Raw genomic sequence first — 23,675 nt, 5'->3', positions numbered from 1 at the left:
TGATGCGATCAAGTTTTGTCTTGTGCTTTTGCGCCCGGATCGTTCACGTGCGTCAGCCGATCAGCCATCACGATATCTGCAACAGCGCCTTCATCTTGGCCCTGACGTGCAGCATGACATCGGCGGTGACCACGGCCTTCCTCTTGGCCTTTCGAACCTTCCAGTCCAGTGATTTCACCTGGTCGGATAGAACCGCGCAATCGACGCCATCCACCTGCGTGACCACTTCGAACGGATGGCCCTTGATCCGGGTCGACAACGGGCAGCACACCATGAGTCCGGCCTTGCGTTGTAACTGGCGGGGCTGATGACCAGCGCCGGGCGATGGTCAGCCTGTTCGTGCCCGGCCTGGGGGTCGAATTCCAGCCACACCACCTCGCCAGCATCCGGCACATAGGCGGACGCCATCACAGCGCCTCTTTGCCCATGGGCACGCCAAAGCTGACCTCTTCGTGGGCGTTGTCCGCATCCATGCCGCTCACGAGCGCGTCCAGGTCGTATTCCACCTTGTCGGTCGGCTGAATGATGATGCGGCCCCGTGAAACCAGCAGCTCGACCTTTTGATCGATGTGGTAGCCCGCTTCCTTCAGGACCGTGGTGGGCAGGCGAAGGGCAGGGCTGTTTCCCCATTTGCGAATGACGGCTTCCATGGACGGGTTCTTTTGACGTTTCTACATTGTTTATACGTTTGCGCCGGGTACGCAAGCTCGGCACTTTTGCCATGTGGGCGTGCGCTGGGTGTGCGGCGGCGTGTTCACGGTCACCTGGGCCTCCCGTTGCGGCCACAACGGCCCGAATGCCGGAAGGTTCAGAACTTTTTGGCCGTTACCCAGCGTCAAATGGTCATTGTTCGCTACAGTTTCAGGATTAAATTGCGCCGAATCTGCGGCACTCGACACCGGTATCACGGCCCGCTTTTCGCACACCGGAACCCGATGTACACCACCGCCGTGTCCGCCGGTTTGGTCTGCAGGTGCTCGCGGTGCATCTGCGCGGCGCCATACCACCAGGAGCCGCCGCGGGTGGGGCGGGCGGCGTCGGTGCCGCCGTCGGTCCATTCCCACACGTTGCCGCCCATGTCGAACAGGCCGTTGACGCCGGCTTTGGTGCGGCCGGTGGGCACATGGCCGTGCCCGCGGCTGGTGATGGCGGCTTGGGCATAGGCCGGCAGGGTGGGGGCGGCGCCGCAGTCGCCCAGGCAGTGGGCGCCCTGCGGGCTGCTGCCGGTGGGGTAGGGGGTGGTCTGGCCGGTGGTGAAGCCGGACGGCGGGTTGGGGCGGCGCTCGGTGTAGGCGGCTTCCATCCATTCGGCGTCGGTGGGGAGGCGTTTGCCGGCCCACTGGCAGTAGGCGCGGGCTTCGTGGAAGTTGATGTGCACGGCGGGCTCGCGCGGGTCGGCGGGCAGGCCGTAGGGGCTGCGCCAGGTCCAGCCGGGGCGCTGCACCCATCCGCCTTCGTAGGTGCTGCCGCCACCGGCTTTTTCGGCGGCGGTGACGGTGCCGGTGGCGTGCACGTAGCGTGCAAACTGGCCGATGCTGACTTCGGTGCGGTCGATGGCAAAGCCGCGGATGGGCTGCATGTCGTCGGCCCACGCGGTCGGGCAGAAGGCGGTGGCCAGGCACAGGGCAAGGGTGGCGGCAAGGCGTTTCATGGGGGCTTGCTGGTGCGGCAGCGAGCAGCCGGCGGCCGTCAGCGCGGCGGTGGCACGTCGTGCCCCTGGATGCGGGCCCACAGCCAAGGCAGCGCCTGCGCCACGTCGCCGCGGCTGCCGACGGGTTCGGGCGGAATGGTGATCCAGCGCTCGCCCTCGCGGCGCGCCAGCGCGAACTGGAACACGTAAAACGGCTCCTGCCCCATGCGCAGGTCGGCCAGGATGGCGCGGCCGCCTTCCTCGCGCAGGCCGAAGAAGCCATGGGTGAACCCCACCATGCGCAGCAGGCCGGGGTTGTCGCCCAGTGCGGGCAGCAGCGCGGTCTGCGACGGGAAGGTGTCGAAACGGATCGGGCGGTTGCCGTCCAGCAAGGAATAGAAGCCTTCGCGGTAGCCGCCGGGCTGCATCACCAGCACGCGCCAGGCCACGGTGTTCAGCGGGGTGGGGGTGACCAGGATGGCGGCACTGGCCTCGCCTTCGCGCGCCAGCTGGGCGCGCACACGCTGCTCCACCTGCGCTTGCGCCAGCACACTCCAGGCCAGGTACAGCGTGGACAGGGCCAGACCCGCGGCATTGGCCCGCAGTCCGGCGAATTGCCGACGCCCCAAGGCCACCCCCAGGCCGATCAGCAAGGGCAGGGTGTAGAGCGGGTCGATGATGAACATGCTGCCCACACCAAAGGGGTAATTGCTGAAAGGCTGCAGCAACTGGGTGCCGTAGATGGTGAGCGTGTCGAGCAGGGGGTGGGTGAACAGCGCCAGCCACATCGCCAGGCACCAGCGGCGCAGCAGGTCGCCTTCGCGGTGCATTCGGCTGGCGATGGTGCCCAATACCGGGGCCACCAGTGTGACTATGAGGAGGCCGTGGCTCAGGCCGCGGTGCTCGGTCATGTTGCGGACGGCGTCGCCCAGGTCGATCAGCGCGTCCAGATCGGGCAGGGTGCCGGCAAGGCCACCCCATAGCGCGGCCTTCCACACCGCTGTGCGCCGCCCCATGACCGCCACCGAACAGGCGGCGCCCAGGGCGAGTTGGGAGAGCGAATCCATAAGCCGGGGATGCTAGCGCGGGTCAATGATGCCTGTTGCGTGTCAGCTCGTAGACCGCACCGAACGGGTGGGTACGTCCCCGGGATTGCCGGTGACGGGCAGGTGCCTATAGTGGCCGCCCTGCCATCGCCCCGGTGGTGCCCACGGGCCGCCCCAGCGGGTCGAACAGCACGCCCGGATTCAGTACAGCCCGCGGATCGACCTCGTGCTTGGCCGCGGCGAGGATGCGGCGGAACAGCGGGTCGGCCTCGCGCTCGTAGCCACTGCGATGGTCGCGCCCCACGGCATGGTGGTGGGTGATGGTGCCGCCGTGCGCGACGACGGCCTCATTGGCAGCGGCCTTGATGTCGCGCCAGGCCGCCAGGGCGCTGGCCACGCTGCCGTCGGCCGCGCCATTGACCGCCAGCGTGAAGTAGGGCGCCGGCCCGTCGGGGTAGACGTGGGTAAAGCGGCAGGACAGCAGCGCATCGTGGCCGGTGGCGCGCCCGATGGCGGCGCTGACGTCCGCCTTGACGGCGGTGTAGAAGGCGTCGAAGCGGTCCCAGGTGATGGCGGTCTCGAAGGTGTCCATGATCACGCCCAGGCCCACCGCGGGGTCGCGCCAGTAGGGCATGCGAAGGAAGGCGTCGCGCCAGGCGCCGGCCGCGCCGGTGCGATGCGAGTCGCCGCCATCGGGCGCCATCGAGCGCGCCACCGCCTCGGCGTCGAACTGGCCGCCATGCTCGCGCACCAGCTCCAGTGCGCGCGCCATCCAGGGCTGCAGCGGGTGGTCGGCCGACTCGAAGCCGAGCACGAGGATCGCGTGGCTGCCGTCACCGACGCCGGAGAACACGGTTTCCAGCGGGTCCAGCAGGCGGCAGTTGGCCGGGTTCAGGCCCGACTGCGAGAGCGCGCGCACGCAGGCCACGCCCTTGAAATAGTCCTCGAAGCGCACCGAGGCGGAGGCGCGAAAGCGCGGCGCGTCTTGCAGCCGCACCCAGGCCTCGGTGATCACGCCCAGCGTGCCCTCGGAGCCCAGCACGAGGCGATCCGGCGCCGGGCCGGCCCCGGAGCCGGGCAGGCGCCGCGTCTGCATCACGCCGGCGGGGGTGACCAGGCGGGTGTTTTCGACGAAGTCGTCGATGTGGGTGTGCTGCATCGCGTAGTGCCCGCCGGCGCGGGTGGCGATCCAGCCGCCGAGCGTGGAGAACTCGAAGCTCTGCGGAAAGTGCCGCAGCGTCAGGCCGTGCGGTTTGAGCTGGGCTTCCAGCTCGGGGCCCAGCGCCCCGGCCTGGATGCGTGCGGCGCGGCTGGTGCGGTCCACTTCCAGCACGCGGTTGAGCCGTTCCAGGTCCATCGACACCGTGCCCGCGTAGCTGGCGCCCACCGCGGGCTCGACGCCGCCGCACACGCTGCTGCCGCCGCCGTAGGGCACCACGGCCACGTTGCTGCGCGCCGCCCAGTCCAGCAGGTCGACGATGGCCTGCTCGTTGTCCGGATAGGCCACCCAGTCCGGCGGCTCGGGCACGTCGCGTTGCCACATGCGCGCCAGGTCGGCGTAGCTCTTGCCGTAGCTGTGGTTGAGCCGGGCCAGCGGCAGGCAGGAGCACATCGCGGCCAGGCTGGACGGCGGGGTGATGCGCGGCGCGCGCAGCGCAAAGTCCTCGACCCGGGGCGGCGTGGCCTCGCCTTGCACCGCGCCGAGCTGGTCGAGCATGAAGCGCAGGTTGGCCTGTTCACGGGCATCGAGCGCGGCGTCAGCCAGGCCCCAGCCCCAGAAGCGGCGTGGCGGGCGGCGGGAATGGCTTGAATCGGTCATGGCGGGCCGTGGGCTGATAGGAAGGTGGCGACTTGTGCGGCGGTATACCGCGAATTTGCGATCGGGGCAATGCGACAGGCGATGTGCTCAAAGGCGGGTCGCCTCGCCTGCGAGCAGGGCCGTGAACGTGGTGGCCAGCGGGTCGTTCTCTGGCACGAGCCCATGGCGCAGCGCAAAGTCCAGCGTCGCCAGCGCCGCGTCGGTGGTGAAACGGCCGTCGGCCGCGGCCGCCAGGGCCTCATGCACCGGCCAGCACCGGTGCCAGGCCACTTCGCCGTCCTGGTTCTGCGGCGTGCGGCCTTCGGGCAGGCGCAGGTCGTACACATGCAGGTGCTCGCGCTGCAGGCCTTCGGGAATGTCGCAGTGCAGCGCCACGATGCGCCCGGGTGTGGCCTGGGCAATTTCGTCGGGGCCCAGGCCGGCTTCCTCGTACGCTTCGCGCTGCAGCGCCTCCCACGGGCTCTGGCCCAGGGGCACGCCGCCGCCGATCAGGTTGTCGAGTTTGCCGGGGTCGGTGGGCTTGGTCAGGCTGCGCTTCGCAACCCACAGGTGCGTGGGGCGGCCGTCGGCACCGGCCACATAGCCGTTGCAGTGCGCGCCCAGCGTCAGCGTGCCCCAGAAGCGCGAGGCGGCGCGCTCGATGGTGGCGTGGCTGGTTTCCTGCTCGTCCCACACGCCGTAGGGCTCGTCCCGCCAGGCGACGATCAGGCCCTGGGCGCGCAGGGCCTCGTTCAGCGTGGCCCAGTGACGGTCGATGGCGGACTGGCCGGCGCCGAAATCCAGCGTCACCGCCTCGGCCGCCACCGTGACCCACTGCGGCCAGGCGGCCAGGGCCGGCAGGTGCGCCTCGGCCACGCTGCCGATGGTCACCGGGCCCGCAGCGGCCCGCAGCATCACCGCGCGGCGGGGCACCTCGGTGCGGCGCGCGGCACGCAGGGCGGGCCAGGCCGGCGCTGGGGTGGGGTTGGGCGATGCGGTGGACATGAGGCGCAGTGTAGGGCGGCCATGGGGCGCTTGCAGCGGGCGTGGATTTGTGGAACAATGCGTTTAAACAATTGAACCAATGAACCCCGAAACCCTTCCTTCCCCCGCCGACACGGCCCCGGCACCAGACGGGCCCCCGGCCACGCTGGACGACGTGCTGGGCAGTTTCCGGGCCTGCGCCCCGGTGTTCAACGCGCTGGGCGACCGCTTCCGCCAGGACATCGTCATGCTGCTGGCGCAGGAGCAACGCCTGAACGTGAACCAGATCGCCGAGCGCATGCCACTGTCGCGCCCGGCGATTTCGCACCACCTCAAGGTGCTGATGCAGGCGGGACTGATCGCCCAGGACCGCGTCTCGCGTGAAAACTTCTACAGCCTGACGCTGGACACGGCCCTGGCCGACCTGCGCCGGCTCGTGGAACAGGCCGAGGTGTCCTGCACCTGAGCCGGCGTCCAGCCTTTTCCCACGGCACTGCGGTGCCGAATTTTCACCCCAATCCGTCGAATCGCTTAAACCAATAGGAGCCTGAAATGACCACCACCCCAACCACCACCCGCCCCACCGCCCTGATCACCGGCGCCTCGTCCGGCATCGGCGAAGCGCTGGCCGCCGAGTTCGCCCGCGACGGCTACGACCTGGTGCTGGCCGCCCGCCGTGTCGACCGGATGCAGGCCCTGGCCGACCGCCTGCAGCAGCGCTACCCGGTCACGGTGACCGTGATCGGCGCCGACCTGGAAGCGGCGGAGGGCGCCACCCGCCTGTTTGAGCAGGTGCAGGCGCGTGGCATCCGCCTGTCCGCACTGGTCAACAACGCCGGGTATGGCAGCTTTGGCGAATTCAAGGACGCGCCCCTGGCGCCGGCGCTGGCCATGATGCAGCTGAACATGAACACCGTGGTGGCACTGACCCGCCTGTTTCTGCCGGACCTGATCGCCAGCCGGGGCAAGGTGCTCAACGTCGCGTCCACCGCGGCGTTCCAGCCCGGTCCGTACATGGCGGTGTACTACGCCACCAAGGCGTTTGTGCTGAGTTTTTCCGAGGCCATCGCGGCCGAGCTGGCCCCGCATGGTGTGGACGTGAGTGCGCTGTGTCCCGGCCCGACGGCCTCCGGCTTCCAGGACAAGGCCGCGATGGGCGAATCCGGGCTCGTCAAAGGGAAAGCGCTGCCCTCGGCTGAAAAAGTGGCGGCCAGCGGCTATCGTGCGCTGCAGCGCGGGCAGCGTGTTCATGTGCCGGGTTGCCGCAACTGGGCATTGGCAAACAGCGTGCGGGTCACGCCCCGGCGCCTGGTGACGGCCCTGGTGCAGCGCATGTCCCGCCCGGCCGGCGCCTGAATCCGTTCACGCCCACGCCACGCCCGTCCCACCTGTGGAGATCGAATCTGTGAAAACCGTTTCAGAACCCCGAGTCGCCGACACCGAGGCCGATTCCGCTGCCGCGCCCCGTCGGCGGCCATCTCGCCGGCCGTTTCGGCGCCGTCTGCTGCGGGTGCTGCCGCTGCTGGTGCTGACGGCGCTGGTGGGGGGCTTGCACGCCGCCGTCTGGTGGCTGCTGGCGGGCCATGGGCCGGGCGGCGGGACGTTCGACACTGCGCTGGCGGCGGGCCTGGCCCTCAGCGCGCTGGCGATTCCCGCCGGCCTGCTGTCCACCCGCACCCGGCGCGAGGGGCTGGGCGCGGCGCTGTCCTGGGCCGGGCTGCTGGCGCTGGGGCTGTTTTCCAGCCTGTTCGTGCTGACACTGCTGCGCGCGGCGCTGCTGCCGGCGCTGGATGGGCTGGGCCTGCCGGTGCTCGGCTGGGCCGAGGCGTCGGCCTGGGCCGTGGTGGCCGCTGCCGTGCTGATGACGGTGGCGGGTTTTGTGGTGGCACGGTGGGCGCCGGCGGTGGTGGAGGTGCCGATTCCCGTGGCCGGCCTGCCGGTGGCACTGCACGGCTTTCGCATCGTCCAGATCACCGACATCCACGTCGGCCCCACGGTGCGCCGGGGCGCGCTGGAGCGCATCGTGGACCGGGTCAACGCTCTGGAGGCCGACCTGGTGGCCATCACCGGCGACGTGGTCGACGGGGACGTGGCCACGCTGCGCGAGCACGTGGCGCCACTGCAGCGGCTGCGCGCGCGCGAGGGCGTGGCCCTGGTGCTGGGCAACCACGAGCTCTACAGCGGCGCACCCGCCTGGGTGCAGGAATTCCGCCGCCTGGGGCTGCGGGTGCTGCTGAACGAGCATTTCCTGGTGGCGCGCGGCGGCGCCACGGTGGCGGTGGCGGGCGTCACCGACCACACCACCGCGCGTTTCCACCCCGACTGGGCCTGCGACCCACACGCCGCCATTCGCGGGGCCGGCGCGGCCGCCGACCTGCGCCTGCTGCTGGCGCACCAGCCCGTCACCGCCCTGGCCGCGGTCGAGGCCGGCTACCACCTGGCGCTGCACGGCCACACCCACGGCGGCCAGTGGTGGCCCTGGAACCACTTTGTGCGGCTGCAGCAGCCGGTGGTCAAGGGCCTGCACCGCTTCGGCAGCCTGTGGAGCTACACCTCGGTGGGCACCGGCTACTGGGGCCCGCCCAAGCGCCATTTCCGGCGCGAAATCACCCGGCTGACCCTGGTGCCGGCGGCAGATCGGGACATTTGCGCTTCGGATCAATCCTGAAAGCATAGCTATCGGGGACCAATTGACGATGCATATCGGCCGGTTTCTCCGAAATCTGGTGTCATCCGCCGCGGCGCGGGGTCTGGCGGAAACCCGTTATTGACTCGGGTCAACATTTGCCTGGCTTGGGCGCGGACAATGCGTTGGCCTCCACTCTGCCGTTTTCTCGATGATCCTGAGCCTTCAGCAACGCGTGCAACGGGTCGGCCTACTGATGGGGCCGGTGCTGGCGCTGGGGCTGTACCTGGTGTTGCCCGAGAGCTATGCCAACGCGCAGGGCCAGGTGGTGGCGTTTTCGCAGGCGGGCCGGGCCACGCTGGCGATGATGGCGTGGATGGCCACCTGGTGGATGACCGAGGCGGTGGACATCGAGGTCACCGCGCTGCTGCCGATCGCGGCGTTTCCGCTGGCCGGCATCATGCCGCTGGCGCGCACCACGGCGAACTACGGCGCGGATGTGATCTTTCTGTTCCTGGGCGGCTTCGTGCTGGCGCTGGCCATCCAGCGCTGGGGGCTGGACCGGCGCATCGCCTTTGCCACGCTCAAGCTGGTGGGCACGCGGCCCAAGGCGATCGTGGGCGGGACCATGGCCGCGACGGCGTTCGTCAGCATGTGGGTGTCCAACACCGCGACCGCCGCGATGATGGTGCCCATCGTGCTGTCGGTGATCGACGTGGCGCTGCGCCGGCGCACCGGCCGCGGCCTGGCCGAGCACGGCGGCATTCCGCAGGAAGACCGCGACCTGTCCAATTTCGCCTTTTCGGCGCTGCTGGGCGTGGCCTATGCGGCCTCGATCGGCGGGCTGGGCACCATCATCGGCTCGCCGCCCAACGGCATCCTGGTGCGCTTTGTCGAGCAGAGCGCCGGCATCCGCATCGGTTTCCTGGAGTGGATGGCGATCGGCGTACCGGCGATGCTGGCGTTCCTGCCGCTGGCCTGGTTCCTGAACACGAGCGTGCTGTTTCCCACGCGTATGGGCGAGATCGAGGGCGGGCGCGAGTACGTGCGCGACGAATGGGCGAAGCTGGGCGCCTTGAATGCCGGCGAGCGGGTGACGCTGGCGGTGTTCGCCTTTACCGTGGTGCTGTGGATGGGCTCGCCGCTGCTCAAGGACTGGTCGGTGGCCGGCCTGCGCCCGCTGACCGGGCTCTCGGACGCGGGCATCGCGATCCTGGCGGCGCTGGCGCTGTTCCTGATCCCGGTGGACCGGGCCAACGGTGTGCGCGCGATGGACTGGGCCACGGCGCAGAAACTGCCCTGGGGTGTGCTGATCCTCTTCGGCGGCGGGCTGGCGCTGGCCGCGGCGACCGAGGCCAATGGCGTGCCGCAGTACATCGGCGCGCTGGCGGCCGACTTTGCCGGCTGGCCGGTGTGGGCGGTGCTGCTGGCGATCATCGCCATCATGGTGTTCATGTCGGAGCTGACCTCCAACACGGCGCAGGTGGCGACGATGCTGCCGATCCTCGCCGCGCTGGCGCCGGTGCTCGGTGTGCCGGCCGGCATGCTGCTGGTGCCGGCCACCATTGCGGCGAGCTGCGCGTTCATGATGCCGGTGGGCACGCCGCCCAACGCCATCGTCTTCGGCACCGGCCTGGTGCGCATGCCGCAGATGATCCGCGCCGGGCTGTGGCTCAACCTGACCGGCATCGTCGTGATCTTCGCGCTGACCTACCTGGTGGTGGTGCCCACGCTGGGCGCGGGGCGTTGAGCGCCTTGCCTGCTACGCTCTGGCACCGCCACCTTCCGTGATCCACAGCATGCCCACCTCAAGCGCCACCAAAACACCTGCCACCAAGACACCTGCCAGCAAAACCCGCGCCCCCAAGGCAAAAACTGCAACCAAAGTGCCGCCGGCGCCATCGGGCGCCTCGAAAAGCGGTGCAAAAACCAGACCGGCTGCGAAGGCTGCGGCCCCGGTCGCTGCCAAGCCCGCCGTGAAGCCGGCGCCAAAACCCTCCGCGCGGGTTGCCGCCCGGCCCGCCGCGCAGGGCGCGCCCCGTGCGTCGGCTGCCAAACGGCCCGCCGCCAAGGCAACCGACGACACGGCACTGCCCTCGTTGCGCTTTCATCACTCGCACGCGTTGCGTCAGAAAACCTGGGCGCTTCTGGATGAAATTGAAGCGGCCAGCCATCCGAAAGGGCACAACGAAGCGTTTGCCGACCTGGTCGCTGAGCTGGTGCAGGCGGGCATGGACTGGTATTTCCTGCGTCCGCTGCAGCGCGCCCAGGTCGGCTTCATGGCCGAGCAGTCGGCCAAGCTGGGGCTGAGCGGCGCCGCGAAAATGATCAACTCGGCCAGCCGGGGCTTCATTCTGCGCATGGACCTGCCGCAATTGCGCGTGGTCGCGGGGTATCTGCGCGAAATTGGCTGAGCATCCGTTGTCAGCGCCGGGGGCCGATGATGGGCCCGGCCGGCGCAACCCCTCGGCGACAATGCCGGGATGACCGCTGCCATCCCCGACGACTCGAAACTTGACATCGCCCTCATCGGCGCCGGCCCGGCGGGCCTGGCCGCGGCGGAGGTGCTGTCGGGCGCCGGCCGGGCGGTGCACCTGTTCGACGCCATGCCTTCGGTGGGCCGCAAATTTCTGCTGGCCGGCAAGGGCGGGCTGAACCTCACCCACGCCGAACCGTTCGACGCCTTTGCCAGCCGCTACGGCGAGCGCCGCGCCGTGCTGGAGCCGCTGTTGCGCGACTTTGGCGCCGACGCGCTGCGCGCCTGGGCCACCGGCCTGGGGGTGGACACCTTTGTCGGCAGCTCGCAACGGGTGTTTCCGACCGACATGAAAGCCGCGCCGCTGCTGCGCGCCTGGCTGCACCGCCTGCGCCACCCCGCTGCCCATGGTGTGCCGGTGACGTTTCACATGCGCCACCGCTGGACGGGCTGGGCCGACGATGGCGCGCTGAGCTTCGACACCCCCGCCGGCCCGCGCCGGGTGCGCGCCCACGCGGTGCTGCTGGCGCTGGGCGGCGGCAGCTGGGCGCGGCTGGGTTCGGACGGTGCCTGGGTGCCATTGCTGGCGGCGCGTGGGGTGCCGGTGGCGCAGCTGCGCCCGTCGAATTGCGGCTTCGACGCCGCCGGGCGGGACGGCACCGGCTGGACGGCGCTGTTTCGCGAACGCTTTGCGGGGCAACCCTTCAAATCGGTTGCGCTGCGGGTGCAGGACGAGGCCGGGCAGGTGGTGTTCCAGCGCAAAGGCGAGTTTGTCGCCACCGCCAGCGGCGTGGAGGGCAGCCTGGTGTATGCCGCCTCCGGCCTGCTGCGCGACGCCATTGCCGCGCATGGCCGCGCCACCTTTGCGCTGGACCTGCTGCCCGACCACCCGGCCGAGCGGGTGCTGGCCGAGGTGAAACACCCCCGCGGCGCGCGCAGCCTGAGCAGCCACCTGAAAAGCCGCCTGGGCCTGGACGGCATCAAGATGGCCATCCTGCACGAGCTGCTGCCCAAAGAGGCCATGGCCGATCCCGCGCGCCTGGCCGCCGCCATCAAGGCGCTGCCGGTCGGCCTGACCGCCACGCGCCCGCTGGACGAAGCCATCAGCAGCGCCGGCGGTGTGCCGTTCGAAGCGCTCCAGCCGGACCTGATGCTGCGCAACCTGCCCGGCGTGTTCTGCGCCGGCGAGATGCTGGACTGGGAAGCCCCCACCGGCGGCTACCTGCTCACGGCCTGCTACGCCAGTGGGAGAAGGGCGGGGCAGGGCGTGCTGGGGTGGCTGCAGTCTCTGGAAAAATGATTTGTATATCAAATGGTTACTGAAGAATTCTCACCTTGGAGATTAAGTGTCGCCCCGATGCTGGACTGGACCGACCGGCACTGCCGTTACTTCCACCGCCTGCTGTCCAGGCACACACGCCTGTACACCGAAATGGTCACCACCGGCGCGCTGCGCCACGGCAGCTTGCGCCGGCACCTGCGCTTTCATGAAGAAGAACACCCGGTGGCGCTGCAACTCGGCGGCAGCGAGCCCGAAGACCTGGCCTTTGCCGCCCGGCTGGGCCAGGAATGGGGCTACGACGAGATCAACCTGAACTGCGGCTGCCCCAGCGAGCGGGTGCAGCGCGGGGCCTTCGGCGCCTGCCTGATGGCCGAGCCGGCGCTGGTGGCCGACGGCGTGAAGGCCATGGTGGATGTGGTGGACATTCCGGTGACGGTGAAACACCGCATCGGCATCGACCGGATCGAGAGCTACGCCTTCGTGCGCGATTTTGTCGGCCAGGTGAGCGAAGCCGGCTGCCGGGTCTTCATCGTCCATGCCCGCAACGCCTGGCTGCAGGGCCTGAGCCCGAAGGAAAACCGCGAAATCCCGCCGCTGCGGTATGAAATGGTCTATCAGCTCAAGCGCGACTTCCCGCACCTGACCATCTGTCTGAACGGCGGCGTGACCAGCAACGACCAGATCGCCACCCACCTGCAGCACGTGGACGGTGTGATGGTGGGGCGCGAGGCCTACCACAACCCCTGGTTGCTGGCCGGCTGGGACGAGGCCTTTTTCGGCGCCGGGCCCAACCCGGTCACGCGCGAGGCGGTGGAAGAAGCCATGGTGGCCTACATGGAGCGCGAGGCGGTGGACGACGACTGCCCCTGGTACCCGATCGCCCGCCACATGCTGGGCCTGCGCCACGGCCAACGCGGCGCGCGCCGCTGGCGGCAGATCTGGAGCGACCACCACCTCAAGCCGCTGCCCCCCCGGGCGGTGCTGGCGCAGGCCCGGACCGGGCTGGAGGCGGCGCAACCGGTGGTCGAGCCGCTGTAAGGAGGCTTTAGGAAGATTTTTACGCGAAAACTGGCAATACCCAGCGTAAAAAGGTCATTGTTTGCTATTATTTCGATACTATTTTTGAAAGGTCCGATGGATATGAACCGTTTGATTCCCTGGATGCTGCTGGCGGGTGCCGCGGTCGCGGGTGTTTCGGCCTGGGCGCAGACGCCCGCGCAAGCGTCGGCAAAGGCGCCGGCAGCTTCTGTGGCGGCCGCCGGTGCGGCACCGGCCGCCGTCACCACGCCCAGTGGTCTGGTGTACCGGTCCCTGAAGGAGGGCACCGGCGCCAGCCCCACGGCGACCGACCGGGTGCAGGTGCATTACCGGGGTACCTTGCCCGATGGCAAGGAGTTCGACAGCTCCTACGCGCGCGGCAAGCCGGCCGAGTTTCCGCTCAACCGCGTCATTGCCTGCTGGACCGAAGGGGTGCAGCGCATGAAGGTGGGTGGCAAGGCCAGCCTGACCTGTCCGCCCGCCATTGCGTACGGCGAGCGCGGGGCCGGCAACGTCATTCCGCCCAATGCCACGCTGCTGTTCGAGGTGGAGCTGCTGGCCATTGCCGGGCGCTGACGGAACCCGTGGTCGCGCGGCCCGGGTGGTTCAGTCCTGAATCTTCCGATACAGGGTCTGGCGGCTGATTCCCAGGTCCCGTGCCGCCTGCGAGACGTTGCCCCGACGCTGTTCCAACGCCAGCGCGATGGCTGCGCGAGACAATTCCCTCAGGTTGCGTGGAGGCAGGTCGGTCCGCTGGCGGCTCGGCTCGTCACCGGAGCGCGGCGGCGGGTCCGCTTCTGTCGGCTTCTGCCTGGCCCTGCCGGCCGACCGCAGTTCCTCGGCGATATCGTCGGCGAGGTGTTCCCATCCGATACGGGATTCGTCATTGCTGATCAGCGCACAGGCGGTGCGCAGGATGGAGGCGTATTCGCGCAGGTTTCCCGGCCAGGCGTGCGCGCGGAACGCGTCCATCAGGTCGGCGGCGATTGTCAGCCGTCGGTCTGGACACAGGTCGACCAGCAGGCGCGCGGTGAGGGCGCCGAAGTCGGTGCGTTCCCGCAGGGGCGGCAGCACCAGGGTCAGTCCATTGATGCGCCAGTAAAGATCGTTGCGAAAACGACCGGCCGCTGCTTCCTCGCGCAGGGGGTGATGTGTCGCGCAAATCAGCGTGAAGTCCACATCGACCGGTTTGCCGCCGCCCAGGGGCGTGACCTGACGTTCCTGGAGGACCCGCAGCAGGTGCGACTGCAGTGCGAGCGGCATGTCGCCGATTTCGTCCAGGAACAGGGTCCCGCCATGCGCCTGCCGCAGGCGCCCCGGCAGGCCTTCTCGGCGCGCACCGGTGAAGGCGCCGGGCGCGTAGCCGAACAGTTCGGATTCGATGAGGTGCTCCGGTATCGAGGCGCAATTGATGGCGACGAAGGGCCCGGCCCGACGTGGCCCGCTATCGTGGCACGCGCGGGCGAACAGTTCCTTGCCGACACCGGACTCGCCCAGGATCAGCACGGAAATCGACTTCTGCAGCACCCGGCGCGCCTTTTCTGCGGCAAGGTGCCAGCGGCTGTCTCCCGTGTCCAGGCGCGCCAGCGCGTCCTGCGGCCTGGCCTCCATGGCGGATTCGCTGCAGTCCGTGGCGACGGCCGGTGCATTGCCGAAGGGAATGGTGACGGCGTGCGGGTCGGCGTGCAACTGCGCGTAAAGGACTCGGCCGTCCTGCAGGCGGAGCGGCTGGGCCTCGCCCGGGCGTTGCCGGGCGCGCGCCAGCAGCGCCTGCAGGGGGGTCTCGGCGACGTTGTCCAGCGCCGTTGCCCGCAAATCGACGGGTCGGATGCGGAGCAGGGCCAGCGCCGCGCGGTTGGCGCCGACGATCCAGCCGTCCGGCGACAGGGCCAGAATGCCCTCGGCCAAGGTGCCAATCCCTTCAGGCCGGGCGTGCAGGTGCAGCCGCAGCTCCCGCCGGCAACTGGCCGCGAGCAGCCGGTTCTCGATCATGCGCGCGGCTGTGGCGACCAGGCCCAGGGTGTGTGGGTGCGCGCCCCGATGGTCGCCGGAGATATCCAGGATGCCCATGAGTTCGCCGCTGGCCGAGGCAATCGGTGCGGCCGCGCAGGTCAGGAAGGCGTTTCTGTCGAGGAAGTGCTCGGCGCCGTGGATTTCCACCGCTTTGTCCTCGGCGAGGGCCGTTCCGATTGCATTGGTTCCGCGATGGCGTTCGTGCCATGAGGCGCCGCAACGCAGGGCTACCCGTTCCGCGCGGGAGACGAAGTCCGCGTCGCCGAGGCTGTGCACCAGCATGCCTGATCGGTCGGCCAGCACCACCACGCTGCCGCTGTGGCGGACTTGTTCGAACAGGAACTCCATGACGGGCGACGAATGGGCGATCAGGTCGTGGCTGACGGCCTGCGCCCGCCGCAGTTGCCCATCGGCCGCCGGATCGGGCAGATCGAGGCGGCCCATGGGCTGAAGCCCGTGGGCCAGGCTGCGCTGCCAGGAGCGGGCGACCGGGCCGGAAACCAGCCCCTCGGGACAACGACCCTGTTCGATCAGACTCTGACGCGCGCGGCGCAGGTCCGCGAGGGGGTGGATGGCGTTCACGCTGTCTCCTGTCAGCGGGTCATCGCCCGCCTTGTCGGCGCATTATCGGCCGGCCACCGGCAGATGGTGTCCTTGCGGTGTCCGATGGCCGCCCGACTGTTCCATTTCTGGACAACTGTGGAAGGTTTTGACGTCGGGAGGTTACAACGGGTTTTCCCTGATATCGGAAAAAAAGCCTTTTATTTCAATGACGTGCATGAATTGCGCGGACTGGCATAAACCCTGCGTTGAAGGTCGGCGTCCGCCAGCGACGGCGGGCCCGATTCACCACCTCAACCTTCCAGGAGACATCTGCCATGTTGTATGCCGCACCCGGCGCCCAGGGCGCACCGGTCCAATTCAAAACCCGTTACGACAACTTCATCGGGGGGCGGTGGGTCGCTCCGGTCAAAGGTCAGTACTTCGACGTGATCACCCCGACCACCGGCAAGGTCTACACCCAGGCGGCACGCTCGACCGCAGAAGACATCGAACTCGCGCTGGACGCCGCCCACGCCGCTGCCGACAAATGGGGCAAAACCGACGCCGCCACCCGCAGCAACGTTCTGCTGAAGATCGCCGATCGTCTGGAGGCCAATCTGGAACTGCTGGCCTACGCGGAGACCATTGACAACGGCAAGCCGATACGCGAGACGCTGAACGCCGACCTGCCGCTGTCCGTCGACCATTTCCGCTACTTCGCGGGCGCCCTGCGCGCGCAGGAAGGTGGCATCAGCGAGATCGACGAGAACACCATGGCGTATCACATCCATGAGCCGCTGGGTGTGGTGGGCCAGATCATTCCATGGAACTTTCCCATCCTGATGGCCGCGTGGAAACTGGCGCCAGCCCTGGGGGCCGGCAACGCGGTGGTGCTCAAGCCGGCGGAAAACACGCCGATTTCCATCCTGATCCTGGCCGAGCTGATCGCCGACCTGTTGCCGCCAGGCGTGCTGAACATTGTCAACGGCTATGGCCGCGAGGCCGGCATGCCGCTGGCTACCAGCAAACGCATCGCCAAGATCGCCTTTACCGGCTCCACCAGCACCGGCCGGGTGATCGCCCAGGCGGCTGCCAACAACCTGATTCCGGCCACGCTCGAGCTGGGTGGCAAGAGCCCCAACGTCTTCTTTGCCGACGTGATGGACAAGGACGACGCTTTCCTGGACAAAGCCATCGAAGGCCTGGTGCTGTTCGCCTTCAACCAGGGCGAGGTCTGTACCTGCCCCAGCCGCGCGCTGATCCAGGAAAGCATCTACGACCGGTTCATGGAGCGAGTGCTTCAGCGTGTGGCTGCCATCAAGCAAGGCAACCCGTTGGACACCGACACCATGATGGGCGCGCAGGCGTCCAAGGAGCAGCTGACCAAGATCCTGTCCTACCTCGATCTGGGCAAGCAGGAAGGTGCGCAAGTGCTGTGCGGCGGTTCGCAGGCCGACCTCGGCGGTGAACTGGGCGGCGGATACTACGTGCAGCCCACGCTGTTCAAGGGCCACAACAAGATGCGCATCTTCCAGGAGGAAATCTTCGGCCCGGTGCTGGCGGTGACCACCTTCAAGGATGAAGCCGAAGCGCTGGCGATTGCCAACGACACGCTGTACGGCCTGGGCGCCGGTGTTTGGAGCCGCAACGGCAACGTGGCCTACCGCATGGGCCGCGCCATCAAGGCCGGCCGCGTCTGGACCAACTGCTACCACGCCTACCCGGCGCACGCTGCCTTCGGTGGCTACAAGGAATCGGGCATCGGCCGTGAAACCCACAAGATGATGCTGGACCACTACCAGCAGACCAAGAACCTGCTGGTGTCGTACTCGGAGAACAAGCTCGGATTCTTCTGATCCGGCTCGGCAACCCGAAGGTCAGGGGAGGCGGGAAACCGCTTTCCCTGTCGGTCGTTTCAGCAACAGGAGACCCTCATGGTTGACAAAGTCATCGCCACACCCGCCGCGGTGGAACTGATCGAACACCTCAAGGCCCAGCATGGCCCGGGGCTGATGTTTCACCAGAGCGGCGGCTGCTGCGACAACAGCGCGGCCAACTGCTATCTGCTGGGAGAGCTGACCATCGGCGCCGGCGACGTGTACCTGGGCGACATTGGCGGCTGCCCGTTCTACATCGGCAAGGCGCAGTACGAAACCTGGCGCCACACGCAGCTGATCATCGACGTGATCGACGGCCATGGCGGCACGTTTTCACTGGAAGGACCGGAAGGCAAGGCCTTCCACACCCGCTCGCGCGTGTTTACGCCGGAGGAACGTGCCGTTCTGGATGTCTGACGCCGGTTTACGCGTTCAGGCGGCCGCTTCCAGCCCGTTGGTGAAGTGTTCGCGCATGCGGGCCTGGGCGGCATCGGCGTCGCGGGCAAGCAGGGCATCCAGGATGCGCTGGTGTTCCGCCAGGGATTCCTGCATCCGCCCGCTCTTGAACAACGAGTTGTGGCGGTTGAGCTTCATCACCTTGCGCAGGTCAGCCACCATCTGGTCGCGCCAGCGGTTGTCGGCAATTTCCAGCAGGCGCAGGTGAAACCGTTCGTTGAGTTCAAAGAAGTGGTCGCGATCACCGGTGGCTGCGGCCAGTTCGGCGTGCAGGCCCCGCAGTTCGGCCAGCTGTTCGGCCGAGGCGGTGCGGGCCACCACAGCGGCCGCGTCCGCTTCCAGCAGGCCGAGCAGGTGGTAGACGTTGGCCAGGTCTTTCTCTGAAACCTCGGTGACATAGGCGCCCCGGCGCACCTTCATGGTGACCAGGCCTTCCGCGGCCAGCACCTTCAGCGCCTCGCGCAGCGGCGTGCGGCTGATGCCGTATTCCTCGGCGATCTTGAGCTCATCGATCCAGCTGCCCGGCTGCAGCTCGCGGCGGAAGATGCGCTGGCGCAGCAGTTCGGCGACTTCTTCATACAAAGCGCGGGGAGCCAGGGACAAGGCGGACATGACGGGGTTTCTGACGGATCAGCGAAATTTCGTAGCCAATATTTTGCATCAATAATTATGAATGATGTAAACTTCGGTCGAAATTTCAGGGAAAACACCGCAGTTTTCCGCCAACCGACCCGTTCCGAACCCGAAAGCGCTTTCACCATGGCCGACAACCATCCCACCTTCCAGACCGCCAGCCTTGAAGCCTGGCACAAGGCCGCCGCCAAGTCCGCGCCCGGCGGCCAGGTGGACGCCCTGAACTGGATCACCCCCGACGGCATCACTGTCAAGCCGCTGTACACGGCCGACGATGTGAAGAACCTGCCGTACGCGAACACGCTGCCCGGCTTCGAGCCCTTCCTGCGCGGCCCGCAGGCCACCATGTATGCCGTGCGCCCGTGGACGATCCGCCAGTACGCGGGCTTTTCCACCGCCGAAGAATCCAACGCCTTCTACCGCAAGGCGCTGGCGGCCGGCGGGCAGGGCGTGTCGGTGGCGTTCGACCTCGCGACCCACCGCGGCTACGACAGCGACCACCCGCGCGTGACCGGTGACGTGGGCAAGGCCGGCGTGGCCATTGACAGCGTGGAAGACATGAAGATCCTGTTCGACGGCATTCCGCTGGACAAGGTGTCGGTGTCGATGACGATGAACGGCGCGGTGCTGCCGATCCTGGCCGGCTACGTGGTGGCGGCCGAAGAGCAGGGCGTGAGCCAGGACAAGCTGGCCGGAACCATCCAGAACGACATCCTCAAGGAGTTCATGGTCCGCAACACCTACATCTACCCACCCGAGCCGAGCATGCGCATCATCGGCGACATCATCGGGTACACGGCGCGGAACATGCCGAAGTTCAACTCGATCTCGATTTCCGGCTACCACATGCAGGAAGCCGGCGCCAACCAGGCGCTGGAGATGGCCTTCACGCTGGCCGACGGCAAGGAATATGTGAAGACGGCCATCGCCTCCGGGCTGGACGTGGACGAGTTCGCTGGCCGCCTGAGCTTCTTCTGGGCCGTGGGCATGAACTTCTACTTGGAGATCGCCAAGATGCGCGCCGCCCGCCTGCTGTGGTGCCGCATCATGAAGGGCTTCAACGCCAAGAACCCCAAGAGCCTGATGCTGCGCACACACAGCCAGACCAGCGGCTGGAGCCTGACCGAGCAGGACCCGTACAACAACGTGGTGCGCACCACCATCGAGGCCATGGCGGCGGTGTTCGGCGGCACCCAGAGCCTGCACACCAACTCGCTCGACGAAGCCATCGCGCTGCCCACCGAGTTCAGCGCCCGCATCGCGCGCAACACCCAGCTGATCATCCAGGAAGAGACCCACATCACCAGCGTGGTCGACCCCTGGGCCGGCAGCTACATGATGGAGACGCTGACGCAGCAAATGGCCGACGAGGCCTGGAAGATCATCGAAGAGGTCGACGCCATGGGCGGCATGACCAAGGCGGTCGATTCCGGCTGGGCCAAGCTCAAGATCGAGGCCGCCGCGGCCGAGAAGCAGGCCCGCATCGACTCGGGCAAGGATGTGATCGTCGGCGTCAACAAGTACAAGCTGGCCAAGGAAGACCCGATCGACATCCTGGACGTGGACAACGTCAAGGTGCGTGAAGGCCAGATTGCCCGCCTGCAGCAGATCCGCGCCACGCGCGACAGCGGCAAGGTGCAGGCGGCGCTGGACGCGCTGACGGCCTCGGCCGAGTCCGGCCAGGGCAACCTGCTGGACCTCTCGATCCAGGCCATCCGCCTGCGCGCCACGGTGGGCGAGGTGTCGGACGCGCTGGAGAAAGTTTTCGGGCGCCACCGCGCCGATACCCAGAAGGTGACCGGGGTGTACGCAGCCGCTTACGACAGTGCCGAGGGCTGGGACAAGCTCAAGACCGAAATCGCCGATTTCGCCGCGAGCGAAGGCCGCCGCCCGCGCGTGATGATCGCCAAGCTGGGCCAGGACGGCCACGACCGCGGCGCCAAGGTGGTGGCCACCGCCTTTGCCGACCTGGGCTTTGACGTGGACATGGGCCCGCTGTTCCAGACCCCCGAGGAGTGCGCGCGCCAGGCGATCGAGAACGATGTGCACGCCGTGGGCGTCTCCACACTGGCCGCCGGCCACAAGACCCTGGTGCCGGCCATCATCCAGGCCCTGAAAGACCAGGGCGCCGACGACATCATCGTGTTTGTCGGCGGCGTGATCCCGCGCCAGGACTACGACGTGCTGTACGAGGCCGGCGTCAAGGGCATCTACGGCCCCGGCACGCCGATTCCCGCCAGCGCGAAGGATGTGCTGGAGCAGATTCGGAAGGCATCGGGATCGTGATATGCGGAAGGTCTGGCTGGGACTGACATTTTTCTTGGGAGCATCGCTTCCAGGGGCGGGCTACCCATACTCCCGGTTCAGTGGCGAAGCAGTGACAGTCGCCATATATACCTTTTGTCTGAAAAAGTACTCGAGCAGAGAACGGCATTACGTTTACTCACGCAGCCTGCTGGAAGTCCTTCCCAAGTATGTCCGTCAATTGGAAGCACCGGCACAGGACGAATACATGCAGCTGACCCTTGTTTCGCATCTTCGGCAGTTTGAATCCTGGAGCGAAGAATATTCAGGCAAGCTCTGTGACGGCGCGTTTGAACAAGGCCTGCCTGACTTTTCGTTGCCATCGGATTCAGAGAAGAACAAGGGCCGTTGATGACGACTGAGTCAGTCAATATCGAGTTGATCATTCGAATGGACAAACCCCAGCGCCGCGCGATGGCCAAGGCGATCACGTTGCTGGAGTCCACCCGCGCCGACCACCGCGTACAGGCGGACGAATTGCTGACGGCCTTGTTGCCGCACACCGGCAAGGCGTTCCGCCTGGGCATCAGCGGGGTGCCCGGCGTGGGCAAGAGCACCTTCATCGAGGCGCTGGGTCTGTACCTGATCGGACAGGGCCACCGCGTGGCGGTGCTCGCGGTGGACCCGTCCAGCACCGTGTCGGGTGGCTCCATCCTGGGCGACAAGACGCGCATGGAACAGCTCTCCGTGCACGAGAAAGCCTACATCCGCCCCAGCCCGTCCAGCGGCACGCTGGGCGGCGTCGCCGAGAAGACGCGCGAGGCCATGCTGGTGTGCGAAGCCGCCGGCTACGACGTGGTCATCGTCGAAACCGTGGGGGTGGGGCAGAGCGAAACCGCGGTGTCCGGCATGACCGACATGTTCTGCCTGCTGCAGCTGCCCAACGCCGGCGACGACCTGCAGGCCATCAAGAAGGGCGTGATGGAGCTGGCCGACCTGGTGGTTATCAACAAGGCCGACATCGATGCGGCGGCCGCGACGCGGGCGCAGGCGCAGATCACGTCCAGCCTGCGGCTGCTGGGCCTGCACGGCAACCCGGATCACGCCCACCACAACGACTCCGTCTGGCACCCGCAGGCGATCCAGATCAGCGCCTTGCTGGGGCAGGGCGTCGACACCTTCTGGCGCGCCGTCAGCGATTTCCGCCGGCTGCAGACCGCCAACGGCCAGCTGGCCGCGCGCCGCCAGCACCAGGCGCTGGCCTGGATGTGGGAACGCATCGATGCCGGCCTGAAACAGGCGTTTCGCCAGAACCCGCAGGTGCGCGAGCGCCTTCCGCTGCTGGAGCAGCAGGTGGGTGCTGGCACGCTGGCCGCATCCACGGCAGCGCGGCAACTGCTCGCGGCACACGCAGGCACACCCTGACACCCCTCCACAACCCTGATACCGACCAAGCCATACCAACGAGGAACGACCATGCACGACATCCTGGAACAACTGGAAAAAAAGCGCGCCGCCGCCCGGCTGGGTGGCGGACAAAAGCGCATAGACGCGCAGCACGCCAAGGGCAAGCTCACCGCGCGTGAGCGCATCGAGGTGCTGCTGGACGAAGGCACCTTCGAAGAGTGGGACATGTTCGTCGAGCACCGCTGTGCCGACTTCGGCATGCAGGACACCAAGATTCCCGGTGACGGCGTGGTCACCGGCTACGGCATGATCAATGGCCGCCTGGTGTTCGTGTTCAGCCAGGACTTCACGGTGTTTGGCGGTGCCCTGAGCGAGGCCCATGCCGAAAAAATCTGCAAGATCATGGACCAGGCCATGAAGGTCGGCGCGCCGGTGATCGGCCTGAACGATTCGGGCGGCGCCCGCATCCAGGAAGGCGTGGCCTCCCTGGGCGGCTATGCCGAGGTGTTCCAGCGCAACGTGATGGCCAGCGGTGTGATTCCGCAGATCAGCATGATCATGGGCCCGAGCGCCGGTGGCGCGGTGTATTCGCCGGCCATGACCGACTTCATCTTCATGGTCAAGGACAGCTCCTACATGTTCGTGACCGGGCCGGAGGTGGTGAAGACAGTGACGCACGAGGAAGTGACCGCCGAGGAACTGGGTGGCGCCATCACCCACAACACCAAGAGTGGCGTGGCCGACGGCGCGTTCGAAAACGATGTGGAGGCGTTGCTGATGTTGCGCCGCCTGTATAACTACCTGCCGCTCAACAACCGTGAAAAAGCCCCGGTGCGGCCCTGCGGCGACCCGATGGATCGCGCCGACCGCAGTCTGGACACCCTGGTGCCGGACAACCCCAACAAGCCCTACGACATGAAGGAGTTGATCCTCAAAACAGTCGACGACGGCGACTTCTTCGAAATCCAGCCCGATTACGCCAAAAACATCCTTGTCGGATTCGCCCGCATGGACGGCCAGACGGTGGGCATCGTGGCCAACCAGCCGCTGGTGCTGGCGGGTTGCCTGGACATCAAGAGCTCCATCAAGGCCGCACGCTTCGTGCGCTTTTGTGATGCGTTCAACATTCCGGTGATCACTTTCGTCGATGTGCCCGGCTTCATGCCCGGCACCAGCCAGGAGTACGGCGGCATCATCAAGCACGGCGCCAAGCTGCTGTACGCCTATGCCGAATGCACGGTGCCCAAGATCACGGTGATCACCCGCAAGGCCTACGGCGGTGCCTACGACGTGATGGCCTCCAAGCACCTGCGCGGGGATGTCAACCTGGCCTGGCCGAACGCGGAGATCGCAGTGATGGGCGCCAAAGGTGCCGTCGAGATCATCTTCCGGGAAGAAAAGAAAGACCCGGCCAAGCTGGCCGAGCGTGAGGCGGAATACAAGGCCCGTTTTGCCAACCCCTTTGTGGCCGGCAGCCGGGGGTTCATCGACGATGTGATCCTGCCACATGAAACCCGCAAACGCATCTGCCGCTCGCTGGTGATGCTCAAGGACAAGAAACTTGAAAACCCGTGGCGCAAGCACGGGAACATTCCGCTGTGAGACCCGAGGAGAACAACAAG

Annotated in this window: 21 protein-coding genes and 1 pseudogene; 14 read left to right on the top strand and 8 right to left on the bottom strand. The window is 67.4% G+C overall.

The genetic code is table 11. The annotated features are described in order from the left end of the window. Positions 1–67 precede the first annotated feature (67 nt). The 6 genes and pseudogenes from mazF to AC2EBU_RS03565 form a co-directional block, all read right to left on the bottom strand. A pseudogene (mazF, locus tag AC2EBU_RS03590) lies at positions 68–408 on the bottom strand (endoribonuclease MazF). Next, positions 408–650, bottom strand: coding sequence for an AbrB/MazE/SpoVT family DNA-binding domain-containing protein (locus AC2EBU_RS03585; RefSeq protein WP_484609006.1), 243 nt, complete (start codon positions 648–650; stop codon positions 408–410). The pseudogene mazF and the gene AC2EBU_RS03585 overlap by 1 nt, the downstream one beginning before the upstream one ends. A 254-nt stretch (positions 651–904) precedes the next feature. After that, positions 905–1,651 (bottom strand): formylglycine-generating enzyme family protein, encoded by a 747-nt coding sequence (locus AC2EBU_RS03580; RefSeq protein WP_484609005.1) that lies wholly within the window; start codon positions 1,649–1,651, stop codon positions 905–907. Positions 1,652–1,689: 38 nt separating this feature from the next. Continuing rightward, the gene (locus AC2EBU_RS03575) at positions 1,690–2,697 is read right to left on the bottom strand and encodes a metal-dependent hydrolase (RefSeq protein ID WP_484609004.1); all 1,008 of its coding nucleotides are present in this window, start codon (positions 2,695–2,697) and stop codon (positions 1,690–1,692) included. A gap of 106 nt (positions 2,698–2,803) precedes the next feature. Continuing rightward, entirely contained in the window at positions 2,804–4,495 is a 1,692-nt protein-coding gene (locus AC2EBU_RS03570) for an FAD-binding oxidoreductase (RefSeq protein ID WP_484609003.1), read from the bottom strand. A gap of 87 nt (positions 4,496–4,582) precedes the next feature. Then, positions 4,583–5,479 carry an NUDIX hydrolase gene (locus AC2EBU_RS03565; RefSeq protein ID WP_484609002.1) on the bottom strand — a complete coding sequence of 299 codons (897 nt, stop codon included), beginning with the start codon at positions 5,477–5,479 and terminating at the stop codon, positions 4,583–4,585. 79 nt (positions 5,480–5,558) lie between these two features. Here AC2EBU_RS03565 and AC2EBU_RS03560 point away from each other — a divergent pair, with 79 nt between their 5' ends. The 8 genes from AC2EBU_RS03560 to AC2EBU_RS03525 all read left to right on the top strand — a co-directional run bounded on the left by AC2EBU_RS03560 (position 5,559) and on the right by AC2EBU_RS03525 (position 13,456). After that, complete coding sequence (locus AC2EBU_RS03560) at positions 5,559–5,924, top strand: ArsR/SmtB family transcription factor (RefSeq protein WP_484609001.1); 366 nt, start codon at positions 5,559–5,561, stop codon at positions 5,922–5,924. An 86-nt stretch (positions 5,925–6,010) separates the two neighbouring features. Next, positions 6,011–6,814 (top strand): SDR family NAD(P)-dependent oxidoreductase, encoded by an 804-nt coding sequence (locus tag AC2EBU_RS03555; RefSeq protein WP_484609000.1) that lies wholly within the window; start codon positions 6,011–6,013, stop codon positions 6,812–6,814. Positions 6,815–6,959: 145 nt separating this feature from the next. Further along, complete coding sequence (locus tag AC2EBU_RS03550) at positions 6,960–8,126, top strand: metallophosphoesterase (protein ID WP_484610106.1); 1,167 nt, start codon at positions 6,960–6,962, stop codon at positions 8,124–8,126. Between the two features lie 169 nt (positions 8,127–8,295). After that, the gene (locus AC2EBU_RS03545) at positions 8,296–9,834 is read left to right on the top strand and encodes an SLC13 family permease (RefSeq protein ID WP_484608999.1); all 1,539 of its coding nucleotides are present in this window, start codon (positions 8,296–8,298) and stop codon (positions 9,832–9,834) included. Between the two features lie 226 nt (positions 9,835–10,060). Continuing rightward, complete coding sequence (locus tag AC2EBU_RS03540) at positions 10,061–10,498, top strand: hypothetical protein (RefSeq protein ID WP_484608998.1); 438 nt, start codon at positions 10,061–10,063, stop codon at positions 10,496–10,498. 69 nt (positions 10,499–10,567) lie between these two features. Beyond that, positions 10,568–11,860, top strand: a complete 1,293-nt coding sequence (locus AC2EBU_RS03535) for a TIGR03862 family flavoprotein (protein ID WP_484608997.1) — start codon at positions 10,568–10,570, stop codon at positions 11,858–11,860. Positions 11,861–11,872: 12 nt separating this feature from the next. Beyond that, complete coding sequence (gene dusA, locus AC2EBU_RS03530; RefSeq protein ID WP_484608996.1) at positions 11,873–12,880, top strand: tRNA dihydrouridine(20/20a) synthase DusA; 1,008 nt, start codon at positions 11,873–11,875, stop codon at positions 12,878–12,880. A 102-nt stretch (positions 12,881–12,982) separates the two neighbouring features. After that, the gene (locus AC2EBU_RS03525; protein WP_484608995.1) at positions 12,983–13,456 is read left to right on the top strand and encodes an FKBP-type peptidyl-prolyl cis-trans isomerase; all 474 of its coding nucleotides are present in this window, start codon (positions 12,983–12,985) and stop codon (positions 13,454–13,456) included. A gap of 30 nt (positions 13,457–13,486) precedes the next feature. On the opposite strand, the gene AC2EBU_RS03520 is transcribed toward AC2EBU_RS03525, so the two are convergent. Continuing rightward, the gene (locus AC2EBU_RS03520; RefSeq protein ID WP_484608994.1) at positions 13,487–15,475 is read right to left on the bottom strand and encodes a sigma-54-dependent Fis family transcriptional regulator; all 1,989 of its coding nucleotides are present in this window, start codon (positions 15,473–15,475) and stop codon (positions 13,487–13,489) included. Positions 15,476–15,771: 296 nt separating this feature from the next. On the opposite strand from AC2EBU_RS03520, the gene adh reads away from it, so the two are divergent. Beyond that, positions 15,772–17,292, top strand: coding sequence for an aldehyde dehydrogenase (gene adh, locus AC2EBU_RS03515; RefSeq protein WP_484608993.1), 1,521 nt, complete (start codon positions 15,772–15,774; stop codon positions 17,290–17,292). 78 nt (positions 17,293–17,370) lie between these two features. Further along, positions 17,371–17,730: a DUF779 domain-containing protein gene (locus AC2EBU_RS03510; protein WP_484608992.1), complete on the top strand. Its 360-nt coding sequence runs from the start codon at positions 17,371–17,373 to the stop codon at positions 17,728–17,730. Between the two features lie 15 nt (positions 17,731–17,745). Here the strand turns inward: AC2EBU_RS03510 and AC2EBU_RS03505 are convergent, their stop codons facing one another. Continuing rightward, positions 17,746–18,381 (bottom strand): GntR family transcriptional regulator, encoded by a 636-nt coding sequence (locus AC2EBU_RS03505; RefSeq protein WP_484608991.1) that lies wholly within the window; start codon positions 18,379–18,381, stop codon positions 17,746–17,748. Positions 18,382–18,528: 147 nt separating this feature from the next. Between AC2EBU_RS03505 and scpA the strand changes: the two genes are divergently transcribed. The 4 genes from scpA (at position 18,529) to AC2EBU_RS03485 (ending at position 23,655) form a co-directional block, all read left to right on the top strand. Beyond that, the gene (gene scpA / locus AC2EBU_RS03500; protein ID WP_484608990.1) at positions 18,529–20,688 is read left to right on the top strand and encodes a methylmalonyl-CoA mutase; all 2,160 of its coding nucleotides are present in this window, start codon (positions 18,529–18,531) and stop codon (positions 20,686–20,688) included. Between the two features lie 226 nt (positions 20,689–20,914). Then, on the top strand, positions 20,915–21,058 hold the full coding sequence (locus tag AC2EBU_RS03495; RefSeq protein ID WP_484608989.1) for a hypothetical protein: 144 nt from the start codon (positions 20,915–20,917) through the stop codon (positions 21,056–21,058). Continuing rightward, a complete protein-coding gene (gene meaB, locus AC2EBU_RS03490; RefSeq protein WP_484608988.1) occupies positions 21,058–22,071 on the top strand; it encodes a methylmalonyl Co-A mutase-associated GTPase MeaB in 1,014 nt (337 codons plus the stop codon). The genes AC2EBU_RS03495 and meaB overlap by 1 nt, the downstream gene beginning before the upstream one ends. Before the next feature lie 51 nt (positions 22,072–22,122). Beyond that, on the top strand, positions 22,123–23,655 hold the full coding sequence (locus AC2EBU_RS03485; RefSeq protein ID WP_484608987.1) for an acyl-CoA carboxylase subunit beta: 1,533 nt from the start codon (positions 22,123–22,125) through the stop codon (positions 23,653–23,655). Positions 23,656–23,675: the final 20 nt, after the last annotated feature.

Source organism: Curvibacter sp. T50, assembly GCF_057219955.1.
This window is presented reverse-complemented; position numbering and strand designations above follow the sequence as displayed.

Bases quoted from the DNA above. Each gene is read 5' to 3' on its own strand.
- AC2EBU_RS03585 (WP_484609006.1), bottom strand. From the start codon at position 650: ATGGAAGCCGTCATTCGCAAATGGGGAAACAGCCCTGCCCTTCGCCTG.
- AC2EBU_RS03580 (WP_484609005.1), bottom strand. From the start codon at position 1,651: ATGAAACGCCTTGCCGCCACCCTTGCCCTGTGCCTGGCCACCGCCTTC.
- AC2EBU_RS03575 (WP_484609004.1), bottom strand. From the start codon at position 2,697: ATGGATTCGCTCTCCCAACTCGCCCTGGGCGCCGCCTGTTCGGTGGCG.
- AC2EBU_RS03570 (WP_484609003.1), bottom strand. From the start codon at position 4,495: ATGACCGATTCAAGCCATTCCCGCCGCCCGCCACGCCGCTTCTGGGGC.
- AC2EBU_RS03565 (WP_484609002.1), bottom strand. From the start codon at position 5,479: ATGTCCACCGCATCGCCCAACCCCACCCCAGCGCCGGCCTGGCCCGCC.
- AC2EBU_RS03560 (WP_484609001.1), top strand. From the start codon at position 5,559: ATGAACCCCGAAACCCTTCCTTCCCCCGCCGACACGGCCCCGGCACCA.
- AC2EBU_RS03555 (WP_484609000.1), top strand. From the start codon at position 6,011: ATGACCACCACCCCAACCACCACCCGCCCCACCGCCCTGATCACCGGC.
- AC2EBU_RS03545 (WP_484608999.1), top strand. From the start codon at position 8,296: ATGATCCTGAGCCTTCAGCAACGCGTGCAACGGGTCGGCCTACTGATG.
- AC2EBU_RS03535 (WP_484608997.1), top strand. From the start codon at position 10,568: ATGACCGCTGCCATCCCCGACGACTCGAAACTTGACATCGCCCTCATC.
- dusA (WP_484608996.1), top strand. From the start codon at position 11,873: ATGGTTACTGAAGAATTCTCACCTTGGAGATTAAGTGTCGCCCCGATG.
- AC2EBU_RS03525 (WP_484608995.1), top strand. From the start codon at position 12,983: ATGAACCGTTTGATTCCCTGGATGCTGCTGGCGGGTGCCGCGGTCGCG.
- adh (WP_484608993.1), top strand. From the start codon at position 15,772: ATGTTGTATGCCGCACCCGGCGCCCAGGGCGCACCGGTCCAATTCAAA.
- AC2EBU_RS03510 (WP_484608992.1), top strand. From the start codon at position 17,371: ATGGTTGACAAAGTCATCGCCACACCCGCCGCGGTGGAACTGATCGAA.
- AC2EBU_RS03505 (WP_484608991.1), bottom strand. From the start codon at position 18,381: ATGTCCGCCTTGTCCCTGGCTCCCCGCGCTTTGTATGAAGAAGTCGCC.
- scpA (WP_484608990.1), top strand. From the start codon at position 18,529: ATGGCCGACAACCATCCCACCTTCCAGACCGCCAGCCTTGAAGCCTGG.
- AC2EBU_RS03495 (WP_484608989.1), top strand. From the start codon at position 20,915: ATGCAGCTGACCCTTGTTTCGCATCTTCGGCAGTTTGAATCCTGGAGC.
- meaB (WP_484608988.1), top strand. From the start codon at position 21,058: ATGACGACTGAGTCAGTCAATATCGAGTTGATCATTCGAATGGACAAA.
- AC2EBU_RS03485 (WP_484608987.1), top strand. From the start codon at position 22,123: ATGCACGACATCCTGGAACAACTGGAAAAAAAGCGCGCCGCCGCCCGG.